General features: G+C 71.0%; 15 protein-coding genes. 10 read left to right on the top strand and 5 right to left on the bottom strand.

The features are described from left to right. Positions 1-16: 16 nt before the first annotated feature. From ASG73_RS04870 to ASG73_RS04850, 5 genes are all read right to left on the bottom strand, one after another. The gene (locus ASG73_RS04870; RefSeq protein WP_055991735.1) at positions 17-2,347 is read right to left on the bottom strand and encodes a cytochrome P450/oxidoreductase; all 2,331 of its coding nucleotides are present in this window, start codon (positions 2,345-2,347) and stop codon (positions 17-19) included. A 118-nt stretch (positions 2,348-2,465) separates the two neighbouring features. Further along, on the bottom strand, positions 2,466-3,143 hold the full coding sequence (locus ASG73_RS04865; RefSeq protein WP_055991732.1) for an IclR family transcriptional regulator: 678 nt from the start codon (positions 3,141-3,143) through the stop codon (positions 2,466-2,468). 72 nt (positions 3,144-3,215) lie between these two features. Beyond that, complete coding sequence (locus ASG73_RS04860) at positions 3,216-4,346, bottom strand: polysaccharide deacetylase (protein ID WP_156466141.1); 1,131 nt, start codon at positions 4,344-4,346, stop codon at positions 3,216-3,218. Positions 4,347-4,680: 334 nt separating this feature from the next. Then, positions 4,681-5,553 carry a MerR family transcriptional regulator gene (locus tag ASG73_RS04855; protein WP_055991726.1) on the bottom strand — a complete coding sequence of 291 codons (873 nt, stop codon included), beginning with the start codon at positions 5,551-5,553 and terminating at the stop codon, positions 4,681-4,683. 21 nt (positions 5,554-5,574) lie between these two features. Further along, positions 5,575-6,012, bottom strand: a complete 438-nt coding sequence (locus ASG73_RS04850) for an SRPBCC family protein (RefSeq protein WP_055991723.1) — start codon at positions 6,010-6,012, stop codon at positions 5,575-5,577. Between the two features lie 140 nt (positions 6,013-6,152). On the opposite strand from ASG73_RS04850, the gene ASG73_RS04845 reads away from it, so the two are divergent. From ASG73_RS04845 to ASG73_RS04800, 10 genes are all read left to right on the top strand, one after another. After that, positions 6,153-7,430, top strand: coding sequence for an NAD(P)/FAD-dependent oxidoreductase (locus ASG73_RS04845; protein WP_055991720.1), 1,278 nt, complete (start codon positions 6,153-6,155; stop codon positions 7,428-7,430). Beyond that, positions 7,427-8,191: a DUF1365 domain-containing protein gene (locus ASG73_RS04840; RefSeq protein WP_235499356.1), complete on the top strand. Its 765-nt coding sequence runs from the start codon at positions 7,427-7,429 to the stop codon at positions 8,189-8,191. The genes ASG73_RS04845 and ASG73_RS04840 overlap by 4 nt, the downstream gene beginning before the upstream one ends. Continuing rightward, complete coding sequence (locus ASG73_RS04835; protein ID WP_055991717.1) at positions 8,188-9,465, top strand: SAM-dependent methyltransferase; 1,278 nt, start codon at positions 8,188-8,190, stop codon at positions 9,463-9,465. Before ASG73_RS04840 ends, ASG73_RS04835 begins: the two co-directional genes overlap by 4 nt. Then, positions 9,462-10,217, top strand: a complete 756-nt coding sequence (locus ASG73_RS04830; RefSeq protein ID WP_055991714.1) for an SDR family NAD(P)-dependent oxidoreductase — start codon at positions 9,462-9,464, stop codon at positions 10,215-10,217. The genes ASG73_RS04835 and ASG73_RS04830 overlap by 4 nt, the downstream gene beginning before the upstream one ends. Further along, positions 10,214-11,605: a cryptochrome/photolyase family protein gene (locus ASG73_RS04825; RefSeq protein WP_055992688.1), complete on the top strand. Its 1,392-nt coding sequence runs from the start codon at positions 10,214-10,216 to the stop codon at positions 11,603-11,605. Before ASG73_RS04830 ends, ASG73_RS04825 begins: the two co-directional genes overlap by 4 nt. Then, on the top strand, positions 11,602-12,324 hold the full coding sequence (locus ASG73_RS04820) for a CPBP family intramembrane glutamic endopeptidase (RefSeq protein ID WP_055991711.1): 723 nt from the start codon (positions 11,602-11,604) through the stop codon (positions 12,322-12,324). The genes ASG73_RS04825 and ASG73_RS04820 overlap by 4 nt, the downstream gene beginning before the upstream one ends. 5 nt (positions 12,325-12,329) lie before the next feature. Beyond that, positions 12,330-13,757, top strand: a complete 1,428-nt coding sequence (locus ASG73_RS04815) for a tryptophan-rich sensory protein (RefSeq protein ID WP_055992685.1) — start codon at positions 12,330-12,332, stop codon at positions 13,755-13,757. Positions 13,758-13,957: 200 nt separating this feature from the next. After that, positions 13,958-15,514 (top strand): M20/M25/M40 family metallo-hydrolase, encoded by a 1,557-nt coding sequence (locus ASG73_RS04810; protein WP_055991708.1) that lies wholly within the window; start codon positions 13,958-13,960, stop codon positions 15,512-15,514. A gap of 41 nt (positions 15,515-15,555) precedes the next feature. Then, complete coding sequence (locus tag ASG73_RS04805; RefSeq protein ID WP_055991705.1) at positions 15,556-18,300, top strand: helix-turn-helix transcriptional regulator; 2,745 nt, start codon at positions 15,556-15,558, stop codon at positions 18,298-18,300. Positions 18,301-18,345: 45 nt separating this feature from the next. Next, entirely contained in the window at positions 18,346-18,549 is a 204-nt protein-coding gene (locus tag ASG73_RS04800; protein WP_055991702.1) for a hypothetical protein, read from the top strand. Positions 18,550-18,655: the final 106 nt, after the last annotated feature.

Here is an 18,655-nt window from a genome sequence, read left to right as displayed (position 1 = left end):
TTGGGGTGAAGGGGGGTCAGAGACCCAGGACGAGGTGCTCGCCCGTGGCCCGGGAGCAGCACGACATCATCCGATCGCCCTCGCGGCGCTCGGATGCGGACAGGACGACATCGCGGTGGTCGACCGCTCCGTCGAGCACGGGCACCTCGCAGGTGCCGCACAGCCCCTCCTGGCAGTTGGAGGGGATGCTCAACCCGGCGTCGCGCAGGGTCTGCAGGAGGGTCCGGTCACGGGTCACGACCACGTCGATGTCCGAGTCCGCGAGGTGCACGGTGAACTCGTGCTCCTGCTCCGGGTCGAGCTCACCAAGGGTCGAGGAGAAGTGCTCGAAGACGACGGTGTCCTCGGGCCAGTCCGCCGTGTCGACGGTCAGGTCGTCGATCATCCGCTGCGGACCGCACGCGTAGACGTGCACGCGCCCGGCGCGACCGTCAGCAGCGTTGTCGGACACCAGGGCGCGCAGATCGGTCCGCGTGCCCTCACTGGAGCAGTGCACGAGGAGTCGATCGCCGTGCTCGGCCACCAGCTCGTCGACGAAGGCCATGCCGGCGCGCTCGCGGCCGAGGTAGTGGATCTCGTAGGGCGTGCCCTCGCGGGCGGCCTGCGCGGCCATCGCCCGGATCGGGGTGATGCCGATGCCGCCGGCGACGAAGACATAGCGCTGCGCCTGCTCGGGCAGGCGGAAGTGGTTGCGCGGTCCGCGGACGGTGAGGACCTCCCCTTCGCGCAGGTGGTCGTGCACCCAGGCCGAGCCGCCACGGGACTCGTCCTCACGCAGGACCGCGATCTCGTAGTGCTCCGGGCGCGGGACGTGGGGGACCGGGCAGCCCTCGGGCTGGACCGGGGCGGGTGGGGTGCCGCACAGCGAGTACTGCCGCACGATGCCGGTGTCGCCGCACTCGATGTCGATGTGCGAGCCGGCGGTGAAGGTCGGCAGCGCGGACCCGTCGGCACTCGCCAGGGTGATGTGACGGACGCCGTCGGCCGCATCGATCACGCGCTCCACGCGCATGGGTCGGCTGTGGTGGGCCGTGGTCGGCTCGCCGATGTTGACCTCGACGCGCGGACGCAGGACCGCCGGGTCGGTGCGCTCGGGGTTGGCCTGCGGGTCCCACTCGACCCACAGGTGCTCGGGCCCGCGGAAGGAGGTGTTGGGGACATAGCTGAAGTCCTGCTCGGCCAGACGCATGTGCGGCAGTCGGCCGGTGAGCTCCTCGAGGAAGATCTGCATCTCCATGCGGGCGAGGTTCTTGCCCAGGCACTGGTGGGCGCCGTAGCCGAAGGTCAGGTGGTCGGCGGCGTCGTCACGGCGCACGTCGACGAGCTCGGGGTCCTCGAAGCGTCGCGGGTCGTGGTTGCCGGAGGAGGAGACCATGAGGATGCGGGCGCCGGCGGGGACGGCAACGCCACCGATCTCGGTGTCCTTGGTCGTCAGGCGGCGCCACGCGGCCTGGGACCCGTTGTGCCGCAAGCACTCCTCGACGGCATTGGGGATGAGGGTGGGGTCAGCGCAGATCTGGTCCCAGATGACGCGGTTCTCCAGCAGGAGCTTCACGGCATTGGCGATGCCGTTGGCGGTCGTCTCGTGGGCCGCGACGATGCCGGCCATCATCATCGAGTGCAGGTAGGAGTCGGTGACGACCTCGGGCAGCTCGCGTTGCTTGCGGATGCCGTACTGCATCCATCCCTCGTCGTCGGGGCGCTCGCGCATCCGCTCGAGGACGCCGCCCGCGTACTGCCAGAAGTTGCCGACGGCGTGGGCGACGGCGACCTGCTCCTCGGGCTCCGGCCGACCCCACGTGTTGACGGTGTGGGCGACGGAGTACTCACGCAGCTTCGGCTTGTCGTCGTCGGGGACGCCGAGGAACTCCAGCGCGACGGTCAGCGGGATCTCCCAGAACATCTGGTTGACCAGCTCGGCGCGACCCTCGTCGATGAAGGCGTCGACGTGCTCGCGCACGAGGGCACGGACCATCGGCTCGTGGTGGGCGAGGTGCTCGGGGGAGAAGGGCTCCATCAACGCTCGGCGGCGCTCCATGTGCGCGGGCTCGTCCTCGTTGACCAGCGTGCGGTTCATGCCGTAGTCGTACGAGGCCAGGACGTCGTTGGCCTCCTGGCTGGTGGGCGTGATCTTCTCCAACGCGACGGAAGGGGAGAAGGTGAGGTTGTCGCGGAAGATCGCCTTGATGTCGTCGTACCGGGTGACGACCCAGTAGTCGAGCTGGGGGCTGTAGAAGACCGGCTCGCTCTCGCGGGACCAGGCCACATAGGCGGGCGGGTCCTGCTGGTAGCCGTCCCCGAAGGGATCGAACTCGGCCGCGTTGGCGGAGACAGGACAGGCAGACATGCGAAGCACTCCCTTGTGCGGTGAGCGCACAGTAGTGTGCGGACTGCGCACAACCTAGTGCAGGCCGAAGGGAGTGGTCAAGGGGGTCGCTCTCGGTCCCGGCTCTGCGTGGGCGGGCTCAGTACAGGCGGGCCACGGCAGCGCGGGCATCCTGCACGAGCGGCAGCAGACGCTCGATGTCCAGGTCGCCGGGGAGCCCCAGGCGGATCACGCCGATCGAGGCCTCGACATCGGTCGAGGCCCCCCGGCCCATGCCGACGGCGACGCCGACGGCTCCGGGCTGGACCTCGCCGTCCGAGATCGCGTAGCCCTGTGCGCGAGTGGATCGCACAGGCTCGCTGTCGCCGTCGCGCGCGGGTCGCTGGGCGAGGATGGCCAGCCCGTCGGCGCCCTGCTCGAGGGGGTGTCTGGCACCCACCTGGTAGCTGATGCCGATGGGGCCGCGAGCGCTCGGCTCGGCGACAGCGATGGCGATCGACTCCGTCCGGTCGGCGATGGCGACGAAGGCGGTGCACCCGCTGCGGTCGGCGAGGTCCTGCACGACCGGCTGGGCCGAGGCCCTGTACTGGCTCATGAACCGGCCGGCGACCACGAGGGCCCCGCTGCCCAGGCGGTAGAGCCCGTCGCTCCCCTTGGCCACGAGGTGACGCTGCTCGAGGGTGGCCAGGATCCGATAGGCCCCGGCCCGGTGCACGCCCAGCTCGTCGGCCAGTGCCGCGGGCGAGATGCCGCCGGTTCGCTGCGAGATGATCTCGATCGCCTCGAGGCCGCGGTCGAGCGTCTGCAAGGTGCTCATTGGTTCATTTCTCCTCGGACTGACGCGCGTTGCGGGGAGTCTACGCAGCGGGCTGCTGGCGGTGCGGGAGCCCTAGAACCCGTGCTCCGCCCGCGCCGGGTCGATGACCTCATCGACGTCGAAGAAGTCGTGCAGCACGTGCTGATCGTTGGTCTTCGCCGCGGCCATGCTCAACCCGTCGACGTTGATGCGGGCCTGGCGCACGTAGCCCCCGGTGAGCTGACCCCATGCGGGGGTCGAGCTGTCGATGCCGAAGTAGAAGTCGAAGCCGTCGTCCTTCAGGAGCTGGTACTTCGGCCCGTTGTACGGCGCCACCCCGCTGATGTCCGCGCCGAAGGGGAAGATCATCAGGTCGGTGTCGCCGATGATCGGGGCGACCTCGTCCTTCCACTTCGTCGTGTCCGCGGTCAGCCTGGTCATCGACGCATCCGTGACATTGGTGTGGCCCCAGGTGTGCGAGGCGAAGACCCACCCGTCGTCCTTGAGGGTGTCGGCGACAGCTGTTGCCCGCCTCTTCTGCTCGTCGACGTCGATGTCCGGGTCGTTGCCGTACTCGATGTCGCTGGTGCGGTAGCCGAGCACACCGTTGTACCCGGTCAGCGCGAGGATGCCCTTGCTGCCGCGGTAGGAGAAGTCGGGGTGCTTCCTGACGAACTCGTCCACGACGGCCGGCATGTCATAGGCGCCCTCGACGCTCGTACCGGAGGCGTCCTGGTACGTGTTGGTGACCGCTCCGTCGTCACCGATGACCATGTTGGTCGCGAACCCGTCGCCCTTCATGTACTCGTAGTAGCTGACGTCGTCCTCGGAGATGACGAGTGGCTTCTTGCCCGGGGGCAGCGTGATCGGCACGTACGTCATCTCTCCCTGCGCGTCCTCGCGGGCGAAGTCGTCGGGGTTGACGAGGACATAGCCCTTGTCGTGGACCGAGGCGAGGACGGCCCTGAACTCCTCGACGGTGACCATGTAGTCCGCATAGCCCTGCGCACTGTCCGGCGACACGAAGGCCCGGTCCGCGTCGACGATGAGGGAGTGGAAGAACAGGTGGGGGATCTGCGCATTGTCTGCCCACTCCACCGCGTCCTTCTTCTGCGCGGCGATCCGGGTGGTGAGCCGATCCACGTCCGCGCCCTCGAGGCCCTCAAGGTGCTGCAACGCGCCCCGGTAGTCGTACTGCGCCGCGGCCGTCCTGGACCGCTCCACGCTCCTGTGGCGATGCTGCGTACGAGAGGCGGGAGTCCCATCCGCGCTGGTCGTCGAGCTGGGGTGTGTGACGGACTCGCTCGACGACGACGTGGTCGTCTCGGATGTGGACGAGCAACCCACGAGCATGCCGAGTGCCGCCGTCGAGGTCAGCAGCACCGTGACGCGCGCCCTCCGGTTGGCCCACATGCGCACTACCCCTCCACCCGAGCGGCGGGACCTCGTGAGATGTCAGCGTGGTCCCGATGTCCCTTGGCGGCCACGCTAGCTGCGGGGTCGTCGCGAGGCGTTGCGACACGGCGGGCGTGACCGGGGCGTGACGAAGGGGGGTCCGTCAGCGCAGCAGGCCGGCGACCTCGGCGGCGGCCGGGCCGATGAGGTGCCCCAGACGCGTGGTGCGCGTGCCGTCGAGCTCGTCCTGGTGCCCTCCTCCGACGAGGATCCTCAGGGTGTCGTCGACGTCGTGCAGCGCCTCGACGACCTCGCGGGCGGGCCGGGCGTCGCGTCGTCGTGGCACCCCGAGCACCGCGCAGCTCGCGCCGTGGGTCTCGAGCGCGTCACGCCAGGCCGGCGCGGGCAGGTCCGGTCCGAGGTAGACCACGTCGACGCCGAGTCGCCGCAGGACGACGGCGAAGGCGAAGATGCCCAGCTCGTGGTGCACCCCGGCGGGCAGTCCGACGATGACCCGCGGACCGCCGGGACGGCTCGCTGCGGCGTCGAAGGCAGCGGAGAGTCGGCGCAGCACCGCGTGCGCGACGAGGTGCTCGCCGGCGATGGAGATGCGCTCGTCCGCCCAGGCTCGGCCCACCTCCTCGAGTGTCGGCATGAGCCAGTCGTCGACGACCGCCTCGAAGGGGGTGCGCGCGAGCTGCTCGTCCAGGATCCGGTCGAGCTCGGCCGGGTCCATCGCGGCGGTGGCCGCGATGAGCTGGGCGGTGGCGGTCGGGCCATCCGTCGACGGCGAAGGGGGGAGTGTCGCGCTGTCGGAATCGAGGCGCCGGTGTACCTCTGCCGCAGCGGTGCTCGCGCTCCAGCCGTCGGCGATCAGGGCTGCCATCTGGGTGACGCGGGCGACGGCCTCGTCGTCGTAGAGGCGGTAGCCCGACTCGGTGCGCTCGGGCTCGACGAGGTCGTAGCGGCGCTCCCAGGCGCGCAGCGTCGCGGCGGGGACGCCGGTCAGCTCGGCAGCGCGTTTGATCGTGTACATCCGGGGCGGTCCTTGGGTCTGTCAGAGCCGGGGGAGCTCTCGGGCGAGAGCCTGCTCGGCCTCGTCGCCGAGCGCGGTGAGCTGGCCGCGCAGGAAGGGGGTGGCCAGCTTGGCGAGCCCCTTGAAGGTGAAGTCCGCCTCGTAGACGAGCACGCTACCGCTCCCGTCAGGCCCTGGGCTGATGGACATGGTGTCCTGAGCGATGACGCTCTTGTTCTCCCCGCGCATGACGACGAGCCGGTCGGGCTGCAGGTCCACGGTCACATAGGTCAGCTCGGTCTGGCGGCCGCGGAAGACCGAGCGGTTGAGGTAGCGGCTGCCGACGCCGCCGTCACCCTCGACGAGGGTCGTCTCGAGCGTGCCGGGGTCCCACTGCTCGCTGGTGGTGAAGTCGGAGAGGTAGGCGTAGACGGCCGACGGTGGGGTATCAGCGACGTTGATGGTTCGGGTGATCTTCATGGCTGCACATCCTTGAACAAACATTTGACAGCGTGGTCACGGTGACTCTAGCGTCTTGGACAAAGGTTGAACAATCCTTTGGCGCGGTCGGCTCCGAACCCATCGTGCCCCCCCTTCCTCTCCCAGCAGGAGCATCCGTCGTGACCGAGCACCACCCCGACCGCCCGAGCGTCGCCGTCATCGGCGCGGGCGTCTCCGGTTTGACTGCGGCGTATGTCCTGTCGCAGACCCACGACGTCACCCTCTTCGAGGCCGACGACCGGCTCGGCGGCCACGCCCACACCCACACCGTCCCCACGAGCGGTGGCGGTGAGGTGCGCGTCGACAGCGGCTTCATCGTGCACAACGAGCGCACCTACCCCCATCTGCTGCGGCTCTTCCGCGAGCTCGACGTGGCCACGCGTCCGACCGAGATGAGCATGTCGATCACCTGTGACGGCTGCGGCCTGTCCTGGGCCGGCGGCGCCGGGATCGGCGCCGTGCTCGCCCAGCCGTGGCGGGTCGCCGACCCACGCTTCCTGCGGATGCTGCTGGAGATCCCGCGCTTTCACCGGGCCGCCAGGGCGGTCCTCGCCGACGAGCGCGAGGGGGACGACCCGACGTGGGGTGAGTTCCTCGAGCGCGGCAAGTTCTCGCAGTACTTCATCGCCCACTTCGCGCTGCCGCTCGTGTCGTGCGTGTGGTCGTCCGGGGACGAGGACTCCCTCGACTACCCGGCCCGACACCTCTTCGCCTTCCTCGAGCACCACGGCATGCTCAGCGTCTCCGGGTCCCCGACCTGGCGCACCGTCGTCGGCGGGTCCAGGACCTATGTCGACGCCTTGGCCGCGCGCCTGGCCGACGTCCGCACGAGTGCCGCCGTCACGTCCGTGACCCGGCACGCCGGCGGGGTCGATGTGCGAACCGCCGGTGGGGTGGCTCTCTTCGACAAGGTCGTGATCGCCACCCATGCCGACCAGGCGCTCGGCCTGCTCGCTGACGCGACGCCGCAGGAGAAGGAGGACCTCGCAACGATCCGCTACTCCCGCAACGCGACCGTCCTGCACCACGACACGACGCACCTGCCGCGGGCGAAGCGGGCCAAGGCCTCGTGGAACTACCGCAGCGAGACCTGCGGCGGGGCGAGCGAGGCGCGGGTCAGCTACTGGATGAACCGCCTGCAGGGCTTCGACGAGGACGGCGACCAGCTGGTCGTCACGCTCAACTCCTCGACCCCCTTCGACGACGGGGACGTGGTCGCCCGGATGGACTACGCCCACCCGGTCTTCACCCGGGAGGCCGTCGCCGCAGCCGCCCGCCTGCGCACCGCCGGCGGCGACCGGCTCGCCTTCGCCGGAGCCCACCTCGGCTGGGGCTTCCACGAGGACGGCTGCCGCTCGGGCGTCGAGGCGGCGCAGCGGCTCGGGGTGGCGTGGTGACGATCTCGCCGACCCTCACGGACCTGCCGACCCTGCCCAGCCTCGTCGTCGGGACCGTCAGCCACACCCGTCGCACCCCGGTCGAGCACGCCTTCAGCAACCGCCAGTACCAGTGGCTCGTCGACGTCGACGAGCTGCCGAGGCACCGGTGGCCGCTGAGCGCACTGACCCGGATCGAGGCACGCGATCACCTCGACGGGGGCGAGCAGGGCAGCGGCATCCGCGGTGACCTGGCGCGATTCCTCGCCCACCGGGACATCACGCTCGCTGCCGACGACCGGGTCGTCATGCTCGCCAACGCGCGGGTCCTGGGCCACGTCTTCGACCCGCTGACCGTCTACTGGTGCCTCGCGCCGGACGGGCGCCTGCGGGCCTGCGTCTTCGAGGTGCACAACACCTACGGCGAGCGGCACGCCTACCTGCTCGAGGTCGACGAGAGCGGGCGGGCACGCACCGACAAGGCCTTCTACGTCTCGCCCTTCAACGACACCAGCGGCGAGTACGCGGTGAGCCTGCGCCTGGAGCGTGACCGCGTCGTCGTGACCGTCGGCCTGGACCGCGACGGCGAGCGGATCCTCACCGCGACGACGAGCGGTGTCCCACGCGCCGCGACCGACGCCGCCGTCGTGCGCACCGCCGCCCGCCACCTGCTCATGACCTGGCGCGTCAGCGCCCTGATCCGCGTCCACGGCATCTGGCTGTGGACGCGCCGACTCCCCATCCAGCCTCGTACCCCGCACTCGCAGGAGGACCTCCGATGACCGCTTCCGTCCCCACCCTCGACCAACCGATCTGCCTGCGCCGACCCGCCCTTCGTCCGTGGTGCCTGCGGGCCCGTCTGGCCCGCCCGATCCTCGCCGCGGTGCTCGACCGGGCGCCGGTGCGGGTGACCATGCCCGACGGCACCACCCTCGGGGGCAGCCGCGAGGTCGGCGCACCCACCCTGCGGATCGTGCACCCGACCGCGCTCTTCGAGCGGCTGGCGCACCACCCCAAGATCGGCATCGGCGAGGGCTACATGGCCGGCGACTGGGAGGCGGCCCCCGGGACCGACCTGGCGGACGCGCTCCTGCCCTTCGCCCAGCGGATCACCACCCTCGTCCCCTCGGGACTCGCGCGGATGAAGCGCGTCGTCGACCGGCGGATCCCGAGCACCACGCGCAACACCCTGCTCGGCTCGCGCAAGAACATCGAGGCCCACTACGACCTGAGCAATGACCTCTTCGAGGCCTTCCTCGACGACACCCTGAGCTACAGCTCCGCGCTCTTCGACCGGTCGCGGCCGCTCGCCGTGCAGAGCCTCGAGGAGGCCCAGCACGCCAAGATCGAGGCCATCCTCGACACCGCGCAGGTGCGCGCCGGCAGTCGCGTCCTCGAGATCGGCACCGGCTGGGGCTCCCTCGCCATCGCCGCCGCCCGACGCGGCGCCACGGTCACGACGATCACCCTGTCGCACGAGCAGGCCGCCCTGGCGCGCGAGCGCATCACCGCCGCCGACGTCGAGCACCCAGGCCTCGCCGCCCGTGTCGAGGTGCGCCTGCAGGACTACCGCGAGGTCAGCGGGCAGTTCGACGCCATCGTCAGCGTCGAGATGATCGAGGCCGTCGGCGAGGAGTACTGGCCGACCTACTTCCGCACGATCGACGAGCTGCTCGCTCCCGACGGAATCGTGGCGATCCAGTCGATCCTCATGTCGCACGACCGGTACCTCGCCACGAGGAACTCCTACGGCTGGATCCAGAAGCACATCTTCCCCGGCGGTCTGATCCCCTCGACGCAGGCGATCGAGGAGACGACCAGGCGGCACACGTCGCTGCAGGTGACCTCGACGAGCCGCTTCGGCAGCGACTACGCGGAGACCCTGCGACGCTGGCGACGCACCTTCGTCGAGCAGTGGCCGAGCATCGCGGCCGCGGGGTTCGACGAGACCTTCCGCCGCAAGTGGGAGTTCTACCTCGCCTACTGCGAGGCGGGCTTCGCCGCCGGGTACATCGACGTCGCGCAGATCCGTCTGGAGCGAGAGGTGATCGCATGACCAGCCTTGTCGGACAACGCATCTGGCTGGTCGGCGCCTCCAGCGGCATTGGTGCGGCCCTGGCGGAGGAGCTGCAGCGCCGAGGCGCGATCGTGGCGATCAGCGCCCGCCGGGCGGAGCGGCTCGACGAGGTCTCGGGCGGACGCATGGTCACGGTCCCGCTCGACGTCACCGACCGGAGCGCGTGCTGGGCCGCTGCCGAGCGGGTGCGCACGGCGATCGGGGCCATCGACATGGTGATCTGGTGCGCCGGGTACTGGCACACCTACACCGCCACCGACTGGCAGGCCGACGAGTTCGTGACGCATGTCGAGGTCAACCTCCTGGGGCTCAACAACGTCATCGCCGCGACCCTGCCGCAGATGGTCTCGCACCGCAGCGGGCACCTCGTCGGGATCGCCTCGGTCGCCGGCTACCGCGGTCTGTCCGGGGGAGAGGCCTATGCCGCGACCAAGGCGGCGCAGATCAACCTGCTGGAGTCGATGCGCGCGTCCTTGTCGACCAAGGACGTGCAGGTCACGACGGTCTGCCCGGGCTTCGTGCGCACCGACATGACCGAGACCAACTCCTTCCCCATGCCCTTCATCATCGAGCCGGAGGAGGCGGCCACCGAGATCGCCGACGGGCTCGAAGGGGGCAAGGTCGAGATCGTCTTCCCCCGCCGGATGGCCGTGACGATGAAGGTCGCCCGTGTGCTGCCGGTGCGGCTGTGGGCGGCGATCACCGCCCGCGTGGCACGCTCGTCCTCGTGACCGCCCTCCTGTGGTTCCGCCGGGACCTGCGACTGTCGGACCACCCGGCGCTCCTGGCCGCAGCCGACGAAGGGGAGGTCCTCCCCTTCGTCGTCGTGGAGCCGCAGGTGCTCAGCGACCATCGCCCGTCGGCCCGCCGGATGCTGCGCTCGATCGCGGCCCTGCACGAGGCGACCGGCGGAGCACTGGTGGTCCGTTGCGGTGACCCGGTGGACCTCGTGCCGCAGGCGGCTGCGGCGGTCGGGGCCGAGCGGGTGCACATCACCCGTGACACGACCCCTGCCGGCCGGGTGCGGGACGAGGACGTCGGCGGTCGGCTGCAGGAGCAGGGCGCGCAGCTCGTGACGACCGGCACCCCCTGCGCGGTCGGCCCCGGGCTCGTCCTCACGGGTGAGGGCACGCCGTACAAGGTCTTCACCCCCTTCGCCCGGGCCTGGCGCGACCACGGCTGGCCGGCGCCCGCGGACCGGGTCGGCGACGACGTGTGGCTGCGGGACGGTGCCGACCTGCTCGCCGAGGTCGGCGAGGACGGCCTCGAGCGCGTGCTCGCCGCCGCGGACGAGGACGCGATCGACGGGCCGGCAGGGGAGGACGCGGCGCAGGAGCGGTGGCGCAGCTTCCTCCGGGACGACCTCGCGGGCTACGACACCGATCGTGACCGACCCGACCGCGATGCCACGAGCCGCATGTCGATCCACCTCACCCACGGCGAGATCCACACGCGCACCATGCTCGCCGACCTTGCGGCGCACCCGGCGGCCGACTCCGATGCCGCGCAGCGCTTCGTCACCGAGCTCGCGTGGCGGGAGTTCTACGCCGACGTCCTGTGGCACCGCCCCGACTCGGCGTGGGCCGACCTGCGCGATGCCCTCGCCGGCCTGCCCTACGACGACGGGTCCGAGACCGACCGGCTCGTGGAGGCCTGGCGGCAGGGGCGCACCGGCTACCCCTTCGTCGACGCGGGGATGCGCCAGCTGCTCGCCGAGGGGTTCATGCACAACCGGGTGCGGATGGTCGTCGCGAGCTTCCTCACCAAGGACCTGCACGTGTGGTGGCCGGTCGGGGCGCGGCACTTCCTCGACCACCTGCTCGACGGCGACCTGGCCTCCAACAGCCACGGCTGGCAGTGGGTGGCGGGCACCGGGACCGACGCGTCACCGTACTTCCGGGTCTTCAACCCGATCACCCAGGGGGAGCGCTTCGACCCCGACGGCGCCTACGTGCGTCGCTGGGTGCCCGAGCTCGCCCACCTGTCGGGCAAGGCTGCCCACACGCCGTGGACCCACCCCGACGGCGCCGCCCACGGCTACCCCGAGCGCGTCCTCGACCACGCCGAGGAGCGCCGCGAGGCGCTGGACCGGTACGAGATGGCGCGGGCACAGAGGTGATCCACCCGGTCAGGGAGCTGCGCTCCTTCGTCGCTGCCGCGCTCGTGGCCCCCGTGCCCCGTGACCACCACGAGCCCGATGTGCGGGTGCGACGCCGACGGGTCGTGACTGCCGTGACGCTCGTGCTCGGGTCCCTCGTCCTGGCACTGACCTTGCGGATCCCGCCGGGCGATCACCTCTTCTACGTCGGTGGGCTGGTGCTCGCCGGGGTCTGGATCGCGGGGGGACTGGCCGCCGGTCGGCTGCACGTCGGGTGGGCGCACACCCGGGGGGCCGGGTTGGCGCGACCAGTGGTGCAGCCCGTGGCCCTTGCGCTGCTCGCCGTGGCGGTCTTCCTCGCCGGGGCGCTCGTGGTCGGCCGCGTGCCGTGGCTCGCCGGCCGGGTCGACGAGGTCCTCGACCATGCTCGCTACGGCTCGCTGCCCCTCGTCTGGGTGATCACCGTCATCACCGGGATCGGGGAGGAGCTGTTCTTCCGCGGCGCACTCTTCGCCTCGGTCGGACGCCGGCACCCCATCGCGATCACGACCCTCGTCTACGGCCTCGTCACCGCAGCCACCGGCAACCTCATGCTGACCTTCGCCGCACTGCTCCTCGGGGTGCTCACCGGGGCCCAACGCCGGGTCACCGGCGGCGTCCTCGCCCCGATCATCACGCACGTCGTCTGGTCCAGCTCGATGCTCTTCCTCCTCCCACCCGCCCTCGACCTCCTGAGGTGACCGACATGACCACGTCCACAGCCACATCCACTCCCTTCGTCCCCGGCACGGTCCTCGTCACCGGCGCCACCGGCTACATCGGCGGGCTGCTCGTCCCGAGACTGCTTGACGCCGGCTGGCGGGTGCGTGCGCTCACCCGGTCAGCCGAGCGGCTGCGTTCCGCGGAGTGGGCCGACCGGGTCGAGATCGTCGAGGGTGATGTCACTTCTGGCTCGGACCTGAGGGCGGCCCTGTCGGGCGTCGACGTCGCCTACTACCTCGTGCACTCCATGGACGGCGGCGGCGACCTCGCGCGGCGAGACCGCGAGCTGGCCGAGGGCTTCGCCACGGCAGCGGCCGACGAAGGGGTGAGCCGCATCGTCTACCTCGGCGGCCTGCACCCCGAGGGCGCCGACCTCTCGGTCCACCTCGCCTCGCGCGTGGAGGTCGGGCAGGTGCTCCTCGACGCGCCCGTACCTGCTGCGGTTCTGCAAGCGGCGGTCGTCCTGGGCGACGGGTCGGTGTCCTTCGACATGCTGCGCCACCTCACCGAGAGACTGCCAGCGATGGTCGCGCCGCAGTGGTTGCGCAACCGGATCCAGCCGATCGCCGTCGACGACGCGCTGCACTACCTGGTGGGCGCTGCAGGACTGCCGGCGGAGGTCAACAGGACCTTCGACATCGGGGGACCGGAGGTGCTGACCTACGAGGAGATGATCCAGCGGTTCGCCGCGGTCAACGGGCTGCACCGCCGCCTGATCGTCGGGGTGCCGGTGCTGACGCCGTGGCTGGCGAGCCACTGGGTCGGGATCATCACGCCCGTCGCGGCCGATGTCGCCAAGCCGCTCGTCGGCAGCCTCGTGCACGAGGTGGTGCGACGCGAGCAGGACCTCGACGAGCTGGTGGGGTTGCCTGCGCACGGGCTCATCGGGTTCGACGACGCGGTGCGGCGGGCGATGCGCACCGCGCGGCCCGACCACGTGCTGCGCGACGTGCTGACGGTGACCGCGGCGACCATCGCCAGTGCCGCGACCGGGGGCGTGGCGACGCAGCCGGACAGCCGCTGGTACCGCTCGCTGGACCTCCCGTCGTGGCAGCCACCGCCGCTCGCCTTCCCTCTGGTGTGGACGCCCCTGTACGCCGACATCGCGGCCAGCTCGGTCGCGACCCTCTCGCGACTGGAGGCGGAGGGGCGCGGTGACGAGGCGGCTGCCTACCGTCGCGCGCTGTGGGTCAACCTCGTGCTCAACACCGGCTGGAGCGTCGTCTTCTGGCGGGTGCGCCGGCCGACGCTGGCAGCGCTCGAGGCCGGGGTGCTCGCGGTGAGCTCGGCCGACCTGGCCCGTCGGGCCGGCGCTGCCGGTGGACGGGGGCGATGGGCGCTCGTGCCCTACGCAGCCTGGACGGCCTTCGCCGCGGCCCTGTCGACGGCGATCGCGCGCCGCAACAGGTAGCGGTCGGGCTCCCCGCGGCCGGCGCGAGGGCCAAGGTCACGCCTTCGTCAAGGCTTGGGCGGGGCTCGGTCAGGTTTGCCGGGCGGCTCGTCCGTCCGTCGCGAAGGGGGGACCGCTCGCCTCACTACCGAGCGGTCGCCCTTGGGGTGCAACGGGTCTCGGCGAGAGCCTGCGCGGACCACCGACAAAGGAGTCGACCGATGCACAGCTCACCCGATGAGACCACTCGCTCGCTGCCACGCCGTGCCTTCCTCGGAGGGGTGGGAGCCGCCGTCGTGGGCGCTGCCACGGCACAAGGTGCCGGTGCCTTCGCCGGCACGTCCTCCCCTTCGTCCAGCCTGTCCGGGGCCGCGATCCCTGCGGCCGACATGGACGCGTTGGACCTGCTGAAGCGGATGTTGTCCTTCGACACGCAGAACCACGGTCAGGGTGGCAACACCCGGCCGCACGCCGAGATGCTCAAGGCGGTCTGGGAGCGGGCCGGCGTGCCGGTCGAGATCATCGACACCCCGCAGCCCGACAACGTCCACCTCATCGCTCGCATCCCGGGGAACGGCGCCGAGGAACCGCTGCTCGTCCTCGGTCACTCGGACGTCGTGCCGGTGGAGGAGGAGAACTGGGACGTCGACCCCTTCGCCGGGGACGTCGTCGACGGTGAGATCTATGGTCGTGGCGCCCTGGACATGAAGGGCGCCAACTCGGCGATGATCAGCGCGCTGCTGCGCCACGTCGACGAGGGAGCGACCTTCGACCGCGACATCATCGTGCTCACCGACTGCGACGAGGAGGCCGGCGACTACGGGTCGCGCTGGCTGGCGAAGAACCACTGGGACAAGATCGACGCGGGCGCCGTCCTGACCGAAGGGGGTTGGTTCCTGGCCCAGAGCGACAAGACGACCCCGATGCTCATCACGGCGACGCGTCAGGACAATGTCTACTTCAACCTCGACCTCGTGGCCACGGGGACAGCGACGCACTCGTCGAAGCCGATGCCGGACGACTCGGCGGTCGTCAAGGTCTCGCGGGCGATCAGCACGCTGTCCGAGTGGGAGGCACCGGTGCACCTGACGGAGGTCACCCGGGAGTACTTCGAGGCGATCGCGGATGCGACGAGCGACCGCAGCTTCGCCAAGGCGATCCGGTTGATGCTCAAGGCGAAGAGCCAACCGTCCCGCGAGCGCGCGGCCCGGCTCGTGGTGAAGCTGTCGGACTACCCGTACCTGCACCGGGCGCTGCTGCGCACGACGCACGCCTTCGTCATCCAGGAGGCCGGCTACAAGGAAAACGTCATCCCGTCCGAGGCGACGACGCGGGTCAACTGCCGTGGCATCCCCGGAGGGGAGAAGCCGCGCGAGTTCGTCGCTGCGGTGCGCACGCTGCTCAGGGACCGCGATGTCGAGGTCAAGGTCATCGGCGCCGAGGGGGAGAGCGAGGAGGAGGCGCTCTCCCGGCTCGACACCACGTGGGCGACCCCGCCCGCTGACCTCGACACCGACCTGTGGCGGGCGCTGTCCGACGCGTCGGAGGCGACCTACGAGGACACCCCCTTCGCCCCGGCGCTCTTCGAGGCCGGGACGAGTCTGGGACCGTGGCGGGCGAAGGGAGTCCCCGGCTACGGCGTGTACCCGTACGTGCTGAGCAACGAGCAGCTCATCGGGATGCACGGCAACAACGAGCGGATCTATGTCGAGGCACTCAAGCAGGGCAGCGACTACATGTACGAGGTGTTCGGCGCCTTCCGCACCGACGAGGGCTGACTGAGCGGGGGTAACCGCGGACCCCCCGGTATCCTGAATCAATGGCCGGGCTGCGAAGTGGCGAGCCCACACGCGCCCTGCACGCGGAGTGGCCCTTCGGCGGGCGCCGGGACGAGGTCGACCTCATCACCTCGACCCTCGGGAGCGAGCAGTCGGGACCGTCCGGCGCGGTGGTGGTCGCGGCCGCAGGTGTCGGCAAGACCCGCCTGACGCGGGAGGTCGGTCACTGGGCCAAGGGCCGCGGCATGCGGACCGCGACCATCATCGCCACCGAGGCGGGCCGGCTCACTCCCTATGGCGCGGTGCTGCACCTGCTGCCCCCGGGCTCGGGTACGCCTGCCGAGCACGCTGGCTGGCACGCGTCCTTCGCCCAGGCGCTGGGCTCGGGCCCGAGGATGGTGCTCCTCGTCGACGACGCGCAGCACCTCGATGACGGCAGCGCCGCACTGCTGCTCCAGCTGAGTCTGGACGGCATCATCGCGCCGGTGATCTCGGTCCGTCGAGGGGAGCAGGTCCCGGACGCGATCACGTCCCTGTGGAAGGAGGGGCTGGCACTACGCGTGGACCTGCAGCCCCTGTCGGAGAAGGAGATGGGCGAGGTCATCGCCGGGGCCCTCGGCGGCCTGACCACCGGGCGCACCCTGTCGCGCCTGGCGAGCGTCAGCGGTGGCAACATGCTCTACGCCCGTGAGCTGGTCATCGCGGCGCTCGATCACGGGTCCCTCAACCAGGAGGACGGCGTCTGGGTCTGGGACGAGGAGGTCGTCCTCGCCCCTCGCCTGATCGACGCGGTGGGCGCCCGTCTGGCCACCCTCGACCCCGAGGAGCGGCGCGCACTGGCACTGGTGGCGCTCGGCGAGCCCATGCCCCTCTCGGTCGCGGAGCGGGTCGCCCCGATCACCGTCCTCGGGTCGCTGGAGGAGTCCGGCCTGGTGCGGCTGGATGGCCGGTTCGGTCACGGCGTGCTGCGTCCGGCGCACCCGCTGTACGGCGAGGTCGTGCTGGAGCGCGTGGGACGGATCGGACGCCGAGGGCTGGTGGCGGCCTTGGCCGATGCCTTCGAGACGGTGGATCCCGCCGACGCAGAGGCCGTGTCGATCCGCGTGGTGACGTGGCGACTCGACGCGGGACAGCAGGTCCCACGCGCGGACCTCGTCGATGCGGCAGTCAGGGCCAACCAGGCCTTCGGCCACGATGTCGCCGCCCGACTGGCCCGCGCCGCGCTCGCGGCCAGCGAGGACGACGACTCACTCGATCGAGCCCGGGTCGTCATCGAACTGGGTCGAGCGCTGGTGGGGTCCAACGAGGTCGAGGAGGCCGAGCGGCTGCTCGCGGACCTCGAGGACTTCGTCATCGAGCTTCCCGACTCGCCCCTGGTCGATGACTACGTCGACGTCCGCTACCGGGCCACCGGGCTGGGTCTCGGCCGGATCGAGGACGTGGTCGCCCTCCTCGACCGGATCGAGGAGGCCCCGCGGACGGAGGGTCCGAGCCGCGACATCGCAGATCGCCGCGATCGTCTGGCGCCGTACCGCGCCAGCATCGCCATCAGCGCAGGGCACCCCAAGGAGGCTCTGACGCTGGTCGAGCCGCTGCTCGAGCGATCGTCCTTGGCACCGGCGCAGCAGCTGGTGGTCCTGGAGACCGCTGGCGAGGCACTCGGCCAGCTGGGCCTGCACCGACGCGCCGCCACGGTGTGGGACCGGATGAGGAGCTTCCCGGTCGGCGTCATGGGTCCCTCGTCCAGGGTCACGGCGGAGGCGGACATGCAGGCTCTCTTCGCCGCCATGCTGGATGGCCGCGTGGCCGACGTCCTGCCCGTCTTCATCGCCCACCACAGCGAGGTGGCCCACAGCCCCGACGCCATCATGCGTGGTCTGGCCGGTCTCGGGCTGGGGCGCTGTCTGATCCTGTCCGGTCGCCTCGAGGAGGCCCGCACCGTCCTGCTCGATGCGCTCGCCGACTTCCGTGAGAGCGACCTGGCCGACTGCCTCACCTGGGCCCTGACCCTGCTCAGCCAGACCGCCTCGCTCAGCCAGCGGGTCGAGGCGGCGCGGGCGTGGCGCGAGGAGGCCTCGGCGGAGCAGCAATTCGTCGATCTGCCCCGTCAGGCCGTCGACCACCTGTCCGCGCGGGTCTGGCTCGTCGCGGCCGAAGGGAGCCGGACCGCCGCTGCAGCCCTGGCCCGCGACGGCGCTGACCGCTACCCCGAGCTGGAGCTCGATCGTGCCTCGCTGCTCCACCTGGCCGTCCGTCTGGGTGAGCGCAGCCGAGAGGTGGCCACCACCCTTCGCCAGATCGCCGGTCGGGCCGAGTGCGACTACCCCACCCTGCTCGCCGACCACGCGGATGCCTTGCGGGCCAACGATGGTGCAGCGTTGGAGGACGTGGCCGAACGCTTCGCCACGCGCGGCCTCGCTCACCTGGCGGTCGAGACCGCCCATGCCTCCACGCAGGCCTACCGAGAGGCGGGCGCCGCGCACGGGACCCGCCGCATGACCGCCCGGACCGACACCCTGGCCCTGAGGGTGGACCCGGTCCTGCGGCCCGAGATGACCACGACCCACCCGGCGGTCCGGCTCAGCCGCCGGGAGCAGGAGGTGGCTGCGCTGGCCGTGGCCGGCTTGAGCAATTCCGCCATCGCCGACCGGCTCGTGCTCTCGGTGCGCACGGTGGAGTCCCACCTCTACCAGGTCTTCGCCAAGCTGGGCGTCACCTCCCGGGGCGAGCTCGAGCGCTACCTGCCACGGGCATGGTCCGGGGGCGTGCACAACAGAGCCCAGTAGTGCACCACTGAGGCTCGCGGGCCGGGCATCCGCCTACCGTGAGACGTGGTCAGCAACGAGTGGGACAAGCGGGTCGATGACATGTCGCCCGCCCACGGCGTGGCACTGCGGCTGCAGCGGGCCGGGTACGAGGACATCGTGACCGCAGCGGCGCTCGGGATCCCCGTCGAATCGGTGGCGGCCCTGCTCCTTGTGGCCCACGCCAAGCTCGAGCGCGACACCGATGCCGTCGGGCTGGAAGACCAGTAGCCGATCACTGAGGTGGGGCCGACGACCCGCAGCTAGCGTCATCCTCGTCGCCCAGCGCGAACCCATTCTCCGGGGGGAGAGGGAAGGGCCTCGTCCATCGCGGACG

Source organism: Janibacter sp. Soil728, from assembly GCF_001428305.1.
GTDB lineage: Bacteria > Actinomycetota > Actinomycetes > Actinomycetales > Dermatophilaceae > Janibacter.
The sequence above is the reverse complement of the archived record's forward strand: the minus strand, read 5'-3'. Positions and strand labels throughout refer to the sequence as shown.

Bases quoted from the DNA above. Each gene is read 5' to 3' on its own strand.
- ASG73_RS04870 (WP_055991735.1), bottom strand. From the start codon at position 2,347: ATGTCTGCCTGTCCTGTCTCCGCCAACGCGGCCGAGTTCGATCCCTTC.
- ASG73_RS04865 (WP_055991732.1), bottom strand. From the start codon at position 3,143: ATGAGCACCTTGCAGACGCTCGACCGCGGCCTCGAGGCGATCGAGATC.
- ASG73_RS04855 (WP_055991726.1), bottom strand. From the start codon at position 5,553: ATGTACACGATCAAACGCGCTGCCGAGCTGACCGGCGTCCCCGCCGCG.
- ASG73_RS04850 (WP_055991723.1), bottom strand. From the start codon at position 6,012: ATGAAGATCACCCGAACCATCAACGTCGCTGATACCCCACCGTCGGCC.
- ASG73_RS04835 (WP_055991717.1), top strand. From the start codon at position 8,188: ATGACCGCTTCCGTCCCCACCCTCGACCAACCGATCTGCCTGCGCCGA.
- ASG73_RS04830 (WP_055991714.1), top strand. From the start codon at position 9,462: ATGACCAGCCTTGTCGGACAACGCATCTGGCTGGTCGGCGCCTCCAGC.
- ASG73_RS04815 (WP_055992685.1), top strand. From the start codon at position 12,330: ATGACCACGTCCACAGCCACATCCACTCCCTTCGTCCCCGGCACGGTC.
- ASG73_RS04810 (WP_055991708.1), top strand. From the start codon at position 13,958: ATGCACAGCTCACCCGATGAGACCACTCGCTCGCTGCCACGCCGTGCC.
- ASG73_RS04805 (WP_055991705.1), top strand. From the start codon at position 15,556: ATGGCCGGGCTGCGAAGTGGCGAGCCCACACGCGCCCTGCACGCGGAG.